The organism is Microbacterium sp. AC035, from assembly GCF_979258485.1.
The window spans coordinates 220,963-236,159 of record NZ_OZ409858.1 but is presented as its reverse complement, the minus strand read 5'-3'; the positions used below and the strand labels follow the sequence as shown (position 1 = coordinate 236,159).

Sequence of the window (15,197 nt, the reverse complement as noted above, 5' to 3'; positions counted from 1 at the left end):
GTCAGCGCCTCTCGGGGTCGTCGTCGCCTTCGCGGACGATCGGCAGATCGGCATCGGTCTCGGTCGCCTCGTCTGCCGCCAGAGCGGCCTCTTCGGCGTCGAGCTCTTCCCGGACCTCTTCGCGGTAGCGCACCCGACGGATCCGACGGTTCATGTCGAGGATCAGGAGGATCACTGCGATCAGGATGATCACCACGGCGGCGAAGCCGACGAATCCGGGCGTGACCAGCTCCGGTGCCACCGTCATCGTGGGCGTCGGCATCGGGGTCTCGGTCAGAGCAAGCATGGAGTCTGCCTTTCATGCGCAGGTCGCATAACCTGGAGTTACCAGCCTAACGACCGGAAGACCCACCCTGTGACGACCGCACAACAGCTCGACGACCGCTATGGCCGCACCCGCACCAGACGGGGTCCGTGGATCGTCGTCATCACCCTCGCCGTGCTGCTCGTCGGCGCATTCGGCTGGATGATCGTCACGTCGCAGATGAACGCGGTCGACTCCGACGACCTCGGGTTCGACCTGGTCGACGAGCACAGCGTCACCGTGCGCTTCCAGATCACCGGGGTGCAGGGAAAGGACGTGGCCTGCGTCGTCGAGGCACTCGACGAGGAGTTCGGAGTGGTCGGGTGGAAGGTCGTCGAGATCCCTGCCGGAGACACGCATTCCCAGGCGCTCTCGGCCACTGTTCCCACCGTCGCAGCCGCGACCACAGGTTTGGTGAACAGCTGCTGGGTCGCCTAGACTCGTGCCAGACAGATGACGCCCTGGCACCGTGCCGGGGCGTCTTGGCATATCCCCCGCGGAACGTCGCCGGGTACCTACCGAAGGAGCTTCGTCATGTCTACTGACGCTCAGGTTCCCTTCCTCACGCAGGAAGCGTATGACCGGCTCGTCGCCGAGCTCGAGCACCTCTCCACCACCGGTCGCGAAGAGATCGCCAAGCGCATCGAAGCGGCACGCGAAGAGGGCGACCTCAAGGAGAACGGCGGATACCACGCCGCCAAGGACGAGCAGGGCAAGCAGGAGGCGCGGATCCGCACCCTCGAGAACCTCCTCAAGACGGCCAAGGTCGGCGAGGCACCGGCGAGCCGCGGCATCGTCGAGCCCGGCACGGTCGTGACCGCTGTGGTCGCCGGTGGCGAAGAGGTCTTCCTCCTCGGCAGCCGCGAGATCGCCGTGGGCAGCGACCTCGACGTGTACAGCGAGGCCAGCCCTCTCGGGCAGGCGATCCTCGGGCTGAAGGTCGGCGAGAAGTCGTCCTACGAGGCTCCGAACGGCCGCGCGATCTCGGTAGAGATCGTGAACGTCGAGACCTACACGGGCTGACCCAGGCCACGCCGACACAGCGTCCTGACATGCAGATGCCCCGTCCACTCGGACGGGGCATCTGCATGTCAGGACGTCGTCAGTCCGGTACGACGATCGGCTGGAAGCCGGCGTGGCGGAGCGTGTCGAGGGTGTGCTCGGAATGCTCGGCGCCACGCGTCTCGACGCTGAGCTCGAGGAACACCTCGCTGATCTGCAGACCGTGTCCGTGCCGCGTGTGCATGGCCTCGATCACGTTGGCTCCCGCCTGGGCGATGAGCTCGGACACGCGTGCGAGCTGACCGGGGCGGTCCGGCAGCGGGATGCGGATCGTGAGGTATCGACCCGAGGCCGCAAGGCCGTGCGAGACGACACGCTGCAGCAGCAGCGGGTCGATGTTGCCGCCGGAGACGACGGCCATGGTCTTGCCGCTGGCCTTCACCTTGCCGGCGAGGATCGCGGCGACTCCGACCGCACCCGCGGGCTCCGCGATCACCTTGGACTGCTCGAGCAGCACCAGGATGGCGCGTGCGAGGTCGTCGTCCGTCACCGTGACGACCTCGTCGACGAGGTCCTTGATGATCTCGAACGGGATGGCGCCGGGTCGTGCGACCAGGATGCCATCGGCGATCGTGGGCTTCGTCTCGATGTCGACCGGGTATCCCGCCTCGAGCGAGGGAAGCATCGCCGCGGCGTTCTCAGCCTGGACGCCGATGATGCGGACGGTGCGGCCGAGCTCGGCAGCCTTGGCCTTCACCGCGGCGGCGACACCGGCGATGAGGCCTCCCCCGCCGATCCCCAGCACGATGGTGTCCACATCCGGGGCATCCTCGAGCAGTTCGAGTCCGAGTGTGCCCTGCCCGATGACGACATCGCGGTGGTCGAACGGATGGATGATCACCGCTCCCGTGCGCTCGGCGAACTCGGCGGCGAGACGCAGCGAGGTAGCCACCGTCTCACCCTCGAGCACGACCTCGGCGCCGTAGCTCCTGGTCGCCAGCAGCTTGGGCACCGGGATGCCGATCGGCACGAAGATGGTCGCCTGGATTCCGAGGGTCTGCGCCGCAAGTGCGACGCCCTGCGCGTGATTTCCCGCGGACGCCGCGACCACCCCGCGTGAGCGCTCCTCGGCGCTCAGCTGGGAGAGGCGATATGCGGATCCCCGGATCTTGAAGGATCCCGTTCGCTGCAGGTTCTCCATCTTGAGGACGACCGGGGCACCGAGCACATCCGACAGAGCGCGCGAGGGCAGGGTCGGCGTTCGCGTGATCACCTCAGCCAGACTCTGAGCGGCGTTCTCGAACTCGGTCAGGCTGGGGACTGCGCTCATCGATTCCTCCGTGTGCGCTCGCGCGGCACTGTGCTCCAGATTAGGTCTGCGTTCGGTTGGTCGCCGGTGCGCCAGGCGCCGGTGCTGACCGTCACCGCTGCGACGTTGACGAAGGCTGCCAGCGGCACCGCGAACAGCGCCCCGGGGATGCCGCCGACCATCGAGCCCCCGGCGACCACCAGGACGACGGCGAGCGGATGGACCTTGACAGCCGAGCCCATCAGGATCGGCTGGAGGATGTGGCCCTCGAGCTGCTGCACGCCGAGCACGACGGCCAGCATCGCGAGCGCGATCCAGGGGCCGTTGTAGACCAGCGCGAGCAGGACGGCGATGGCGCCCGTCACTACGGCACCGACGATCGGGACGAACGAACCGAGGAAGACGAGCACGGCGACCGGGATCGCCAGCGGAACGCCCAGCAGAGCGGCGCCGACGCCGATGCCGACCGCGTCGATCGCCGCCACCAGGAGCTGCGTTCGGGCGTAGTTGACGATCGTGGCGAAGCCGTTGCTCGCCGCGGCGTCGGCGGCGGGGCGAGCTGCGCGCGGGAAGAGGCGCAGCGTCCAGCGCCAGATGCCCCGGCCGTCGGCGAGCAGGCAGATCAGGATGAACAGCGAGAGCACCGCTCCGGTCACCACGTGCGCAGCGGTCGTCCCGACCGCGAGCGCGCCGTTCAGGAGCGTCTGCGTCTGCTCGTTGACGACTTCGAGGGCCTGGTCGATGTACCCCTGGATCTGCGATTCGCTCAGGTGCAACGGCCCCGTGAGCAGGAACTGCCGGAACTCATCGACCGCCTGTGCACTGCGCTCCTGCACGTCGGGCAGCTGCGCACGGACCTGCCAGATCACGAGCCACATCAGCAGGGACACGATGGCGAGCGTGCCGATGATCGAGAGGGCGACCGCCAGCCACCGCGGGAAGCGGTGGCGCAGCATCCACTGGAATCCCGGCCACAGCAGCGCCGTGATGAGGATGCCGACCATGAGCGGGATCACGAGCAGCTTCAGCTCGATGACGAGCCAGATGAATCCGGCCACCACCGCGGCGATCAGCAGGATGCGCCAGGAGTATGCCGCCGTGACGCGCAGCCCTCGAGGGACCGCTTCGTCGGCCTCGGTGGTCACCGTGCGGTCGAGGGAGACGGGGCGCGGACGGAAGAGGTCTCTCAGCCGCGGACGCTGCTCTTCGCTCATCGGCCAAGTCTACGGCGCAGACGCCGCCGGTCGTGACGGGCCGGGCGCAGATGTCGGCGCTCGGCGCTACCCTGACGAGGTGACCGACACCCTCAGCGCCGCCCAGGCCCGTCGCATGGCGCTCGCCGCGCAGGGCTTCTCACGTGCACGTCCGGCCGCGGTGTCGGCTCGACACATCCACCGCGTCATGGATCGTCTCGGCGTGCTGCAGATCGACTCGGTCAACGTCTTCGCGCGGTCGCACTACATGCCGCTGTTCTCGCGCCTGGGCGCCTACGAACCGGCCCTGTTCGATCGTGTCTTCCATTCACGCACGACCCACTACGTCGAGTACATGGCACACGAGGCGACGTTCATCCCCATCGACGACTGGCCGCTCTGGCGATTCCGCATGGATCACTTCCGCGCCAGATGGGCGGCCCCCGATTCCTGGATGAGCACCAACACTCGCACCCTGCGCTGGGTGCAGGACGAGCTCCGGGCGCGGGGGCCCCTGCGACCGGCGGATCTCCGAGAGGATGCGCCCCGCGAGCGCGGCACGTGGTGGGATTGGGACGACGTCAAGCTCGCGCTCGAGCACCTGTGGCGCACCGGCGACGTCGCGATCAGCGGTCGGAAGGGCTTCGAGCGCAGCTACGCCCTCGCCGAGCAGGTGATCCCCGACGCCATCCTGTCGCGCCACGTACCGCGGGACGATGCGATCCGCGAGCTCACTCGTCGGGCGGCGCGCTCGTCGGGAGTCGCGACGCAGTCGGATCTCGCCGACTACCACCGCATCCGCGATCGCGCGGCGGTCTCGCAGTCGATCGCCGATCTGGTCGACACGGGTGAGCTCCTGCCGGTGTCGGTGCGGGGGTGGGACCGCGGTGGTCGCCCGCTCCCGAGCTGGCGACATCGGGAGGCCGTGCTGCCGCGCCGGATCGACGCCGCCGCCCTGCTGACACCGTTCGATCCCGTCGTCTGGTTCCGCGACAGAGCGCTGCGCGCCTTCGAGCTCGACTACCGGATCGAGATCTACGTCCCCGCCGACAAGCGGCGATACGGCTACTACTCGCTGCCAGTGCTCGTCGGCGACCGGATCGTGGCCCGAGTCGATCTGAAGGCCGACCGCGCGACGTCGACGCTTCAGGTGCAGTCGGCCTGGTGGGAGCCTCAGGCCAGGCCGGATGCCGACGCCGAGCGGATCGCCGCAGAGCTGGCGCTCGCAGCGGGCTGGCAGGGCCTCGCGCATGTCTCTGTCTCGCGGTGGGGCACCGCGGCAGAGGCTCTTCACGCTGCGCTGTCGGTTCGCCCGGACACCTCGGTGCGTCGCCATGTGCACGCGAGAGAGGTGCCGTCGTGAACCGCGGCCTCACCTGGGCGATCGGCGGCGCCGCTGCCGCGCTCCTCGTCGTGGGGGCGGCGTCATGGCTGTGGCTGTCATCGAGCGACGTCCCTCCTGTGGCCGATCCCACTGCGACGAGCGGCGCACCGACGCCTGAGAACGATGAGCGCACGGCCGCGCAGCAGGCGCTGGACGACCACCTCGAGGAGTGCACATCTGCGGAGGTCGTCGATGACGCCGTTCCCGACGGATGCGGGATCAGGATCCCGTGGGGCACCGAGTTCGCCGCGGTCGACGACGTCCGCTTCCGCATCGAGCAGCTGCCGGTCCTGGAGCTGACGGACGGTGGCTTCGTCGCCGACGGCGGCATCCTCGTGGCCACCGTCTCAGGCACAGGTCAGGACGGCAGTCCGAGGACCGAGACGTATCGCACGGAGTCCTGGACGCTCCGCGGCGGCGTGACCGTCGACGGTGACGAGGTGAAGCTCGACGTCTGGTGAGCGACCCTCAGGCCCTGTGATCGACTCGCCACCCGCGACCGGACATGCAGAAGGCCCGATGCGCCGGTGCGCATCGGGCCTTTTCGCGGGTCAGAACTGCACGCGGGGCGGCTCGGAGATCGCGCCGCTGTCAGCGACCTCGAAGAACTCACGCTCCGTGAATCCGAGTCCCTTTGCGAAGAGATTGTTAGGGAAGACCTTGATCTTGGTGTTCAGTTCGCGGACCCCGCCGTTGTAGAAGCGGCGCGCGGCCTGGATCTTGTCCTCGGTGTCGACGAGGGCCTGCTGCACCTGCAGGAAGTTCTGGCTCGCCTGCAGCTGCGGATACGCCTCTGCGACCGCGAAGAGGCTGCGGAGTGCCTGCTGAAGGTGACCCTCGGCGATGCCCGCCTCACCGGGGCTGCCGGCGGAGAGCGTCTCGGCTCGCGCACGAGTGACGTTCTCGAAGACCGCCTTCTCATGCGAGGCATAGCCCTTCACCGTCTCGATGAGGTTGGGTATCAGATCTGCCCTGCGCTTCAGCTGAACCGTGATGCCACTCCACGCCTCATCGACGCGGACGTTCAGCTGCACCAGCGAGTTGTAGGTCGCCCAGAGGTAGATTCCGATGAGCAGAATCACACCGACGACGATCAGTACCGGCACGAGCCATTCCATCAGAGGCCCACCCTTCCTCGTGTTTGTCTCATCCTATCGGCGCAGCCTGCGCGTCGACTGGGTGCGCCGGCCAGGCACAGAACCGGATCATGCGCCGAGAACCCGATCGAGGTACCGATTGGTGAACCGACGATCGGGGTCGAATCGATCGCGGAGCGCGGTGAAGTCAGCGAAACGCGGGTAGCTCTCGCTCAGCTGCTCAGCCGTCTGCGTGTGCAGCTTGCCCCAGTGGGGGCGCCCCCCGTGCTCGATCATGATCTGCTCGACGGCCTCGAAGTACGCGGTCGGGTCGGCACGCCAGTAGCGGTGGACCGCGATGTAGCCGCTCGCCCTGCCGAACGCCGTCGACAGCCATCTGTCGTCTTCCGCCGCGAAGCGCACCTCGATGGGAAACTCGATGCGCCAGCCGCGCTGCTCGATGAGGTCGCACACCGCACGGAACGCCGGCACGACATTCTCCACGGGAAGCGCGTATTCCATCTCGCGGAACCTCACCGTGCGGCTCTGCGTCAGGACTCGGTGCGACAACTCGGTGTACCGCCGATCGCCCGTGAGCTTCACCGCGAGTCTGTTGAAAGGCGGAGTGATGGCCGGCACAGCCTGCCCGGCCGCGCACACCGCCCGGTACACGCCGTTCGAGAGCAGCGTCTCGTCGATCCAACGTCCGACCACAGGCAGCGGCTGCCGCCTCGTCGACTCGGGCACCCTCGTCTGCCTTTTGGTCAGGGCGACATCCGTGTGCGGAAACCAGTAGAACTCGAAGTGGTCCGATGCCGCGACCCTGTCGTGCAGGGTCTCGAGCACCTCCTCGAGCAGCACCGGCTCATCGATCGCTTCCATGAGGAAGATCGGCACGCACTGCAGCGTCACGTCGACCAGGATGCCGAGGGCGCCGAGGCCCAGCGCGACCGCAGGAAGCAGGTCGGCGTTCTGCCTCTCATCCACTCGGAGGAACTCCCCTGCGGCTGTGACCAGGGTCGCACCGACGACCTGAGTCGCGAGACCGCCGAAGCCCGCTCCGGTGCCGTGCGTCCCCGTCGAGATCGCGCCCGAGATCGACTGCCGGTCGATGTCGCCGAGGTTCTCCATCGCGAGGCCGAGCGGTGCGAGGAGCGAAGGGATGCGGTGCAGTCGAGTGCCCGCAAGCAGCGTGACTCGTCCGGTCGCCGCGTCCGCCGACACCAGACCCTGCATGTCGTCGAGCTCCAGCAGCACCCCGGGTGCCACGGCGATGCCCGTGAAACTGTGCCCGGCACCGACCGCTTTCACCGTCAGCCCCTGTGCGACCGCGGCGCGGACTGCGCGCTGCACGCCTTCAGGGGTGCGGGGGCGCTCGACGCGAAGCGGTGTGACCTGCGCCGACCTTCCCCAGTTCTGCCAGGTGCCCCCGATCCGGGTCACAGGAAGGCCTTCCCCTCGCCGCGGTACGTCGGAAGCTCGCCGATGATCTCATCGCCCGAGACGAGCTGGTAGCTGTCGATGCGCTCGGCGGGTTCGCCGCTCTTCGCATGGCGGAACCAGACGCGGTCACCCACGCCGAGCCGTTGTGCCTCTCGACCCTGCAGCGGAGTCTGCACCTCGCCTGCGGCCTCACGAGGCAGTGTGCGCAGCCCCTGCGGCCAGACGGGCAGCGGCTGCCGCGATGCGACGGCGGGGCCCGACGCGATCCATCCGCCACCGAGCACGGTCGCGATGTCGGCGGCGGGCCGCCGCACCACGTCGAAAGCGAAGGCGGACGCCGGCGCCGGGCGGAACGACCGGTATCCGTCGAAGAGATGGCCGCCGAGCAATCCGCTGCCCGCGCTCGCCTCGGTCAGCGATTCGTCGCTGCCGGTGAACTCGAGCGAGCCGGTGCCGCCCCCGTTGAGGAACTCGAGTGACGCGACCTCTGACAGCGCACCGACGATCGCCGCTCGACGATCGCGCAGCTCGGATCGGGAACGAGCCTGCATCAGACGGATCACCGGGGCGTCCGCTCCGGCCTTGTCGCCCTGACCTGCGATCTGGGCCTCGTACATCTGCAGCCCGACGAGCCGGAATCCGGGGCGCCGCACGATCGTGCGTGCGAAAGCGGCGACCTCGCCAGCGGTGAACAGAGCAGACCGCCGCACGCCGATATGGCCGAGAGCGGCGGATCGCAGTGACGCGTCGGCGTCGATCGCGACGCGGATGTCAGGGCGGCTGCCCGCAGGCGCGACGCTGTCGACGATGTCGAGGTGCGCGGGATCGTCGACCATCAGCGTGATCCGTCTGGCCGCCTCCTCGGACTCGAAGAGCTGGGCGAGTCCCGCGCGATCGACTGTCGGATATCCGACGACGATGTCATCGTGCGTCTCGGCGAGCCAGAGGGCCTCGGCCAAGGTGAAGGCGAGTATCCCCCTGAACCCCGGGAGCTGCAGCACGGCGTCGAGGATCGAGCGGACGCGCACGGACTTCGACGCGACGCGAATCGGCAGTCCCCCCGCGCGGACCAGCAGGTCCAGGGCGTTGTAGCGCAGCGCCTCACGATCGATCACCGCCACGGGAGCCGGCAGATGGCCGGTCGCGGCAGACAGGCGCGGCCAGTATCGTGATGGGTCCTGCCACTCGGGCGAGACGGCGCTTCGTCCCTGATCGGGGCTCAGATCGGCGGTGAGGTCGAGCACTCCCCCACCCTATGGGTTGGGTGGACTCGGATTCACTCTTTCTGAGATCGAGTTGCACTGCGAAGGCGCAACCCATTCGGAATCCCGATACTTTAGCCGCGACCGTCGTAATGAACACCGTGGATCGTCGTCTTGATCAGTGAGACCGTCATTCGTGGCGGGCTCACCGGCCGTGTCCGGCCGGTTGCCGGGGGGTAGCGATGCTGTCTCAGCAGCATCACAGGGAGACGGGCGCTGGGACGCCCGTCTCCCTTCGCCCAGGGCCGCGCAGCGCGAGAGACCACCGCGCAGCGCCCGTCGCGCGTCCGGCCACCACTCCCCGTGTACTCTGAGCCAGTCACGGCATGGAGCCCCCGTAGCCCAATGGCAGAGGCAGGCGACTTAAAATCGCTTCAGTCTGGGTTCGAGTCCCAGCGGGGGCACCCACATCCAGTGCGGGGTCATGAGGGACTCATCGCAGGCCGTCTGCGCAGTCGCTCCCCGGTCGTTGTTCCCACCACAGCTCGTATTCGCGCCCGTCGCCCGTGTCGATCGTCCACGGCGGGAACACGACGTACCGATCCTTCGCGAGGCTCCACGATGCGTCCGCCCGCGTCGAACGAGGGTCGTCCGCGGGCAGCTCATCCTCCGTCGTCCAGGAATCAGCGGGGTGGCTCTTCGCCCAGTCGTAGATGAGCTGACCCGTCTGCGACCAGTCGCGCTCGTTCATGCTCTCGGCGATATCGGCGGGCATCGGCAGGCGTGACGACGTGCGGTAGTCGTAGGTGCAGGAGTACGTATGCCCGTCGTCGCCGACATAGTTCAGGGAGATCGTCACGTTGGTGGTGAGCCAGGGCCGCTGACCTATCACGAACAATGCGACGACGACCAGGGCGGTCGCAACGACAGCGGTGACCGCGATCAGCCACCTCGTTCGTCGACGCGTTCGAGCCGGTCTGGAGGGCTGCAGAGCGGGTTGACTCATGAACGACTCCTTTCCTGTTGCGAGCGCGTGCGGATCACCATGTGAAACCCTGGCACATTCGAAGGCGCCGAATACGCCGGCGACTGTCATGCCGACTTCCGCGAATGTGACGCGGCCGACTCGCCAGCGCCTCGGATGACGCCACCCGGAGCACGGCGAACCGGGCGAGTGGGACCGAAAGGCGCCTAGGACGCACGCGCCTCACGGACGCGCCGGAGGATCAGAACGGCGAGCGCGATGGCCAGTGCCGAGTAGACGGCGTAGTCGAGGTATCCGAGCAGGTGCTCGAGCTGCTCGTGCTGAGTGCCGAGCACAGCGCCGACCCCGATGAGCAGCGCATTCCACAGGCCGCTTCCCACGATCGTGTACGCGCTGAATCGGACCAGGTTCATGCGCGTCGCGCCCGCCGGGATGGAGATGAGGCTCCGCACACCGGGAACCATCCGGCCGACGAGCACCGTCCATCCGCCGCGTCGCCGGAACCAGTCCACTCCCCGATCCAGGTCGGCACGGCTGACCAGCTTGGTGGCGGAGAGGAGCCGCACCGCCCGTTCGATGCCGATGGCCGCCCCAAGCCAGTAGAGCAGAAGCGCGCCGAGCCACGACGCGAGAGTGCTCCAGAGGATCAGCCATCCGAGGGTGAGGTCACCGCTCTGGCTGAGGTACCCCGCGAAGGGCAGGATCACCTCGCTGGGAATGGGTGGGACGAGCACCTCGAGGAACACGAGCACACCCACACCGATGTCGCCGAGATGGGTGAGGACATCGGCGGCGAATCCGGTGAGACCGGAGAAACCGTGATCAGACGCCGTCGGGTCGGCTGCGGCCATGCTCGCGATGCTCATCGACCGAACAGATCGCCGATTCCGGGAATCCCGAGGTCACCGAGCCGCTGCCCCCACTCGCTCGCCGTGTCGCCGAGACCGGAGACGGTCTCCCCGGCGGATCCGAGCACGCCTTCCGCAGCACCCGCGAGCTCCTCGCCGCCGAGGCCGCTCGCGATCGCCTCGATGTCGACGCCCTGGGCGAGTGCGTCGAAGTCGACTCCGAGACCGGCGGCCTGCTCGAGAAGAGGCGCGGCGACGGCGCTGCCGATCGCACCCACCGCGACGACCCCCAACGCCCCCATCGCGGCACCGCCGACGGCACCGGCGGCGCCGAATCCGCGCACGCGCGAGAGTATGCCCCGCATACGCCCAGGACGCGCCGCCTCCGACCGACCGGCCGCGCGGGCGAGATCATCGGGCGAGGACGATGCAGGACGCTCGCCCGGTGCGAGCTCGGCATTCATGCGCTGCTGCACCTGTGCACGCTGAGTGGGGGTCAGACGCGCGAAGGCCTCTCGATGGATCTGTTCGACGCGGTGCGGATCAGCGGTCTCGAGCAGGTAGTCGTATCGCGCGATCGCTGCACGGTCGGCATCCGAGATCGCGCCGGCCGCGCCGGGTGCGCCGGGTGCAGGAGGCGAGTAGGGATCCCGAGCCGCCGGGCGGGCGGGCGGAGGCGCGTAGCGATCTGTACCGCCCTGACGACCGACCGGTGAAGGCGGCGTCGCTGCATGCGAGCCGGTGCGGTCCGTGCGGGATCCGCTCTCGTCGAGATCGAGAGCGCGAGCGGCCATCCCGAGCAGTCGGTTGAGTTTTCCCATGGTGACGGTTCCTTCGTGGTGTGGACGACCACGGGACTCGACAGCAGGGCGGTGAGGGTCCATGGTCGTCCGCGGATACGGACGCCAGGTCTCCTCCACCCTCGCGGGCCGGTGGGCCGGGACACGACTTCGTATCCGTAATGACGACACCACCGCAGACGGGAGTACTCCCCTTGCACTGCCGAGGCTAGCAATCGCGCCTATGAGCGGGATGCGAGACACACCCTCGCAGAGACGCCGAACGCCCCGACTCCCAGGAGTCGGGGCGTTCGAGGAGAGGACTACTTGGCAGCAGCCGTCGCAGCAGACTTCTTCGCTGCCGGCTTCTTGACCGCGGTCTTCTCGCCGGCGGGCTTCTCATCGGCAGCCTTGTCTACGGCCTTCGCCTGCTCGGCAGGAGCCGTGACAGCGGGCGCAGGTGCGTCGGCAGCCGGACGCGGGCGAGCGGCGAACTCCTCGAAGACGTAGCGCGGGTTCTGCACCGTCTCGAGGTTGACCATGTCGCGGCCGAGCCACAGGTTGTTCCACCAGCCCCAGACCACGCGGAACTTGCGCTCCCACGTGGGCATCGCGAGGCCGTGGTAGCCACGGTGCGCGACCCAGGCGACGAAGCCCTTGAGGGCGATCTTGCCGGACTGGAAAACACCGTTGTAGAGACCGAGGCCCGCGACGGCGCCGAGGTTCTTGTGGAAGTACTCCTTCGGCTCCTCACCGCGCAGAACGGCGACGAGGTTCTTCGCGAGCAGCTTCGCCTGGCGCACCGCGTGCTGGGCGTTCGGCACGCAGAAGCCGCCGACTCCGCCGCCGGAGAGGTCGGGAACGGCTGAGACGTCGCCGGCTGCCCAGGCATCCGGAACGAATGCCTCGGGGGTGCCGACTCGCAGGTCTGCACGGGTCTGGATGCGACCGCGCTCTTCGACGGGAAGGTCGCCACCGCGGACCACGGTCGGGTTCGCCATGACACCTGCGGTCCAGACGATGAGGTCGGTCGGGATGATCTCGCCGGTCGAGAGCTCGACGTTGCCGTCGATCGCACTGGTCAGCTGTGTGTCGAGGTGCACGTTGGCGCCGCGCTTCGCGAGGTCCTTGAGCACCCACTCGCTCGTCGGCAGCGACACCTCGGGCATGATGCGACCCATCGCCTCGATGAGGTGGAAGTGCGTGTCCTCGAAGCTGAGCTGCGGGTACTTGCCCACCAGCGACGAGGCGAGCGAGCGCAGCTCGGCGAAGACCTCGATGCCGGCGAAGCCGCCGCCGACGACGACGACCGACAGCAGACGGTCGCGCTCGGGGCCCGCGGGCAGCGATGCGGCCTTGTCGAAGTTCGACATCAGGCGGTCACGGATCGCGACGGCCTCTTCGATCGTCTTCAGGCCGATCGCGTTGTCTGCGATGCCGGGGATCGGGAACGTGCGGGAGACCGCACCCGCGGTGACCACGATCTGGTCGTACGAGAACTCGTACGGCTCTCCCACGGGAGGGGTGATCGTCGCGACCTTCTCGGCGTGGTTGATTCCGGTCACCTTGGCGGTGAGCACGTTCGTCCGCTTCAGGTGGCGACGGTGTGCGACCACCGAGTGGCGGGCTTCGATCGAGCCGGCAGCCACCTCGGGGAGGAACGGCTGGTACGTCATGTACGGCAGCGGGTCGACCATGGTGACGTCTGCTTCACCCTTGCGAAGGTGCTTCTCCAGCTTCCACGCCGTGTAGAAGCCTGCGTAGCCTCCACCGACGATCAGAATCTTGGGCACAGTGCTGTTCTGAGGCACAGGGGGACAACTCCTCGGGAGTCAGGGATGTGGCGTGCGAGCGCGCGCCGATCGGATGCGCCGGGCAGCTGCGGTGACGCCAAGCGCTATCAGGATACCAGGGACTGTGAGCGCGATGAGCGGCAGGGTACCGTAGCGCAGCGATTCAGCGCTGGGAAGCAGCGGTGAACCGGGTTCGGACGGCGCATCAGCATCCGGCAGGGGTGGCACCTCGACCGGTGCGACGCTGGGTTCGGGCTGCGGAACCGTCTCCGCGCGTCGGAACAGCCGGACCCACTCGGCGAGGTCGCCCATCGGATTCTCGGAGACCTCGGGCACGTCGGTCGTGATCGCCGCCTCGGCATCCACCAGACCGTAGCCGTAGAGGGGATCGGGGAGGTCTGCCATGCCCGGCACCTTGATGGCGGTCTTGATGATGCGGTTGATGACGTTCGCGGCATCGAGGTCGGGATGCGCAGATCGTATGAGAGCGGCGATTCCCGCGACGATGGGCGCCGCACCGCTGGTGCCGCTCCACGGCACGACCGTGCCGTCTGCCGAGACGCCCCGGAGCCCCTCACTGGGAGCGGCGATCCCGATGGTGATCCCCTGCGTCGACGCCTCGATGCTCGCAGTGCCCGTCTGATCGACTCCACCGACCGTCAGCACGCCGGGGATCGTCGCGGGGGCGCCGATGATGTTGGTGCCGCTCCCCCGGTTGCCCGCGGCGACGACCACCACCACATCGTGCTCGAAGGCGTAGAGGAACGCGTCGTCCCAGCTCCGGTCCCAGTCCAGCGTGTTCGTGGTGAACGAGAGATTGATGATGTCGGCACCATGATCGACCGCCCAGCGCATCGCCTTCGCGACCTGCTCGGTGAACGGCACGGCGGCGGCAGCTCCGAAACCCACCGAGATCGACAGCAGATCGGCCTCAGGGGCGACTCCGATCATCCCCTTGCCGTCTGCGGAGCCGCGTCCGGCGGCGAGCGAGGCCACCCAAGATCCGTGATTGCCGTCGATGGCTCCCACCGGGGTACGCCCGTCGGGAGTTCCGGTGCCGGACACATCCGTGCCGCCCACGACGGCGTCATCGAAGACTCCGGGGACCTTGCCGATCCCGGTGTCGATGACGGCGATCGTCACTCCATCGCCGCGAGTGGTCTGCCAGGCCTCACGGATGCCGGCGCCGTCGAGCCAGTACTGGGCCGCGCGATCCGGGTCTGCGGGATCGTCCGGCACGGGCGGCGGGGTCGCTGCCGCGCCGAGGAGCAGGACGGATGCCACGATCGTCGCCAGCGCGGCACCGTTGCGCAGCATCCGCGGTCGCCTCATGCGGTCGATGCCTCAGCGTCACGCAGGGCGGCGCCGGGGTCGTCGCACCGGCACTTCTCCGGCGACCAGCTCGAACGCTCGAGAGCAGCGTCGCCGATCGGGTTCACGCCCGGACCTGCCGCGAGAGCGTGCCCCGCCAGAGCATGCAGGCACTTGACGCGGGTCGGCATGCCGCCGGCGGAGATCCCGTCGATCTCGCCGACCTCGCCGAACTGCGCCCGGTCGGCGAGGTACGCCTGGTGCGCTGCGAGATAGGCCGCTGCGACCTCCTCGTCCTCGGCGAGCAGTGCTGCGAGCTCGGGCATGACCTGCGTCGCCTCGAGGGTCGACATCGCAGCGGTCGCGACCGGATGCGTCAGGTAGTAGAACGTGGGGAACGGTGTTCCGTCGGGAAGCCTGGGCGTCGTGGCGACGACTGTGGGGTTGCCGCACACGCATCGGGCCGCGATGCCCACGACGCCGCGGGCGGTCCTTCCCAACTGGGCCGACACCACGGCGAGCTCGGCGGTCGTGGGAGCGGGGAATGGCGGCGTGGTCACCCGTCCAG

At 68.4% G+C, this 15,197-nt stretch carries 16 protein-coding genes and 1 tRNA gene; 5 read left to right on the top strand and 12 right to left on the bottom strand.

The window, feature by feature from the left end; all coding sequences use genetic code 11:
- Nucleotide 1: 1 nt before the first annotated feature.
- Nucleotides 2-286 (bottom strand): hypothetical protein, encoded by a 285-nt coding sequence (locus tag ACZ0AA_RS01060; protein ID WP_400861445.1) that lies wholly within the window; start codon nt 284-286, stop codon nt 2-4.
- Nucleotides 287-355: 69 nt separating this feature from the next.
- Between ACZ0AA_RS01060 and ACZ0AA_RS01055 the strand changes: the two genes are divergently transcribed.
- Nucleotides 356-742, top strand: a complete 387-nt coding sequence (locus ACZ0AA_RS01055) for a DUF4307 domain-containing protein (RefSeq protein WP_311260036.1) — start codon at nt 356-358, stop codon at nt 740-742.
- 96 nt (nt 743-838) lie between these two features.
- Entirely contained in the window at nt 839-1,327 is a 489-nt protein-coding gene (greA, locus tag ACZ0AA_RS01050; RefSeq protein WP_053095514.1) for a transcription elongation factor GreA, read from the top strand.
- Between the two features lie 79 nt (nt 1,328-1,406).
- Here the strand turns inward: greA and ilvA are convergent, their stop codons facing one another.
- Nucleotides 1,407-2,636, bottom strand: coding sequence for a threonine ammonia-lyase (gene ilvA, locus ACZ0AA_RS01045; protein ID WP_400861449.1), 1,230 nt, complete (start codon nt 2,634-2,636; stop codon nt 1,407-1,409).
- The gene (locus ACZ0AA_RS01040; protein WP_463511903.1) at nt 2,633-3,829 is read right to left on the bottom strand and encodes an AI-2E family transporter; all 1,197 of its coding nucleotides are present in this window, start codon (nt 3,827-3,829) and stop codon (nt 2,633-2,635) included. The genes ilvA and ACZ0AA_RS01040 overlap by 4 nt, the downstream gene beginning before the upstream one ends.
- Nucleotides 3,830-3,908: 79 nt before the next feature.
- Here ACZ0AA_RS01040 and ACZ0AA_RS01035 point away from each other — a divergent pair, with 79 nt between their 5' ends.
- Together ACZ0AA_RS01035 and ACZ0AA_RS01030 are read left to right on the top strand one after the other, a co-directional pair.
- Nucleotides 3,909-5,171 carry a winged helix-turn-helix domain-containing protein gene (locus tag ACZ0AA_RS01035; protein WP_463511902.1) on the top strand — a complete coding sequence of 421 codons (1,263 nt, stop codon included), beginning with the start codon at nt 3,909-3,911 and terminating at the stop codon, nt 5,169-5,171.
- Nucleotides 5,168-5,653, top strand: coding sequence for a hypothetical protein (locus tag ACZ0AA_RS01030; protein WP_463511901.1), 486 nt, complete (start codon nt 5,168-5,170; stop codon nt 5,651-5,653). Before ACZ0AA_RS01035 ends, ACZ0AA_RS01030 begins: the two co-directional genes overlap by 4 nt.
- 90 nt (nt 5,654-5,743) lie before the next feature.
- Here ACZ0AA_RS01030 and ACZ0AA_RS01025 read toward each other — a convergent pair whose 3' ends face one another.
- The 3 genes from ACZ0AA_RS01025 to ACZ0AA_RS01015 form a co-directional block, all read right to left on the bottom strand.
- Complete coding sequence (locus ACZ0AA_RS01025; protein WP_042542063.1) at nt 5,744-6,310, bottom strand: LemA family protein; 567 nt, start codon at nt 6,308-6,310, stop codon at nt 5,744-5,746.
- A gap of 87 nt (nt 6,311-6,397) precedes the next feature.
- The gene (locus tag ACZ0AA_RS01020; RefSeq protein WP_463511900.1) at nt 6,398-7,711 is read right to left on the bottom strand and encodes a D-arabinono-1,4-lactone oxidase; all 1,314 of its coding nucleotides are present in this window, start codon (nt 7,709-7,711) and stop codon (nt 6,398-6,400) included.
- Nucleotides 7,708-8,955, bottom strand: coding sequence for a type III PLP-dependent enzyme domain-containing protein (locus tag ACZ0AA_RS01015; protein WP_463511899.1), 1,248 nt, complete (start codon nt 8,953-8,955; stop codon nt 7,708-7,710). Before ACZ0AA_RS01015 ends, ACZ0AA_RS01020 begins: the two co-directional genes overlap by 4 nt.
- Before the next feature lie 349 nt (nt 8,956-9,304).
- On the opposite strand from ACZ0AA_RS01015, the gene ACZ0AA_RS01010 reads away from it, so the two are divergent.
- A tRNA-Leu gene (locus ACZ0AA_RS01010) sits at nt 9,305-9,377 on the top strand.
- Between the two features lie 29 nt (nt 9,378-9,406).
- Here ACZ0AA_RS01010 and ACZ0AA_RS01005 read toward each other — a convergent pair.
- The 6 genes from ACZ0AA_RS01005 to ACZ0AA_RS00980 form a co-directional block, all read right to left on the bottom strand.
- Nucleotides 9,407-9,919: a hypothetical protein gene (locus ACZ0AA_RS01005; protein ID WP_463511898.1), complete on the bottom strand. Its 513-nt coding sequence runs from the start codon at nt 9,917-9,919 to the stop codon at nt 9,407-9,409.
- A 185-nt stretch (nt 9,920-10,104) separates the two neighbouring features.
- On the bottom strand, nt 10,105-10,764 hold the full coding sequence (locus ACZ0AA_RS01000) for a DedA family protein (RefSeq protein WP_463511897.1): 660 nt from the start codon (nt 10,762-10,764) through the stop codon (nt 10,105-10,107).
- Nucleotides 10,761-11,567, bottom strand: a complete 807-nt coding sequence (locus tag ACZ0AA_RS00995; RefSeq protein ID WP_463511896.1) for a cation-transporting ATPase — start codon at nt 11,565-11,567, stop codon at nt 10,761-10,763. The genes ACZ0AA_RS01000 and ACZ0AA_RS00995 overlap by 4 nt, the downstream gene beginning before the upstream one ends.
- Nucleotides 11,568-11,848: 281 nt before the next feature.
- Nucleotides 11,849-13,318, bottom strand: coding sequence for an NAD(P)/FAD-dependent oxidoreductase (locus ACZ0AA_RS00990; RefSeq protein ID WP_400861472.1), 1,470 nt, complete (start codon nt 13,316-13,318; stop codon nt 11,849-11,851).
- A gap of 39 nt (nt 13,319-13,357) precedes the next feature.
- Nucleotides 13,358-14,635, bottom strand: a complete 1,278-nt coding sequence (locus tag ACZ0AA_RS00985) for a S8 family serine peptidase (protein WP_400861475.1) — start codon at nt 14,633-14,635, stop codon at nt 13,358-13,360.
- 11 nt (nt 14,636-14,646) lie between these two features.
- Nucleotides 14,647-15,189 carry a DUF501 domain-containing protein gene (locus ACZ0AA_RS00980; protein WP_400861478.1) on the bottom strand — a complete coding sequence of 181 codons (543 nt, stop codon included), beginning with the start codon at nt 15,187-15,189 and terminating at the stop codon, nt 14,647-14,649.
- Nucleotides 15,190-15,197: the final 8 nt, after the last annotated feature.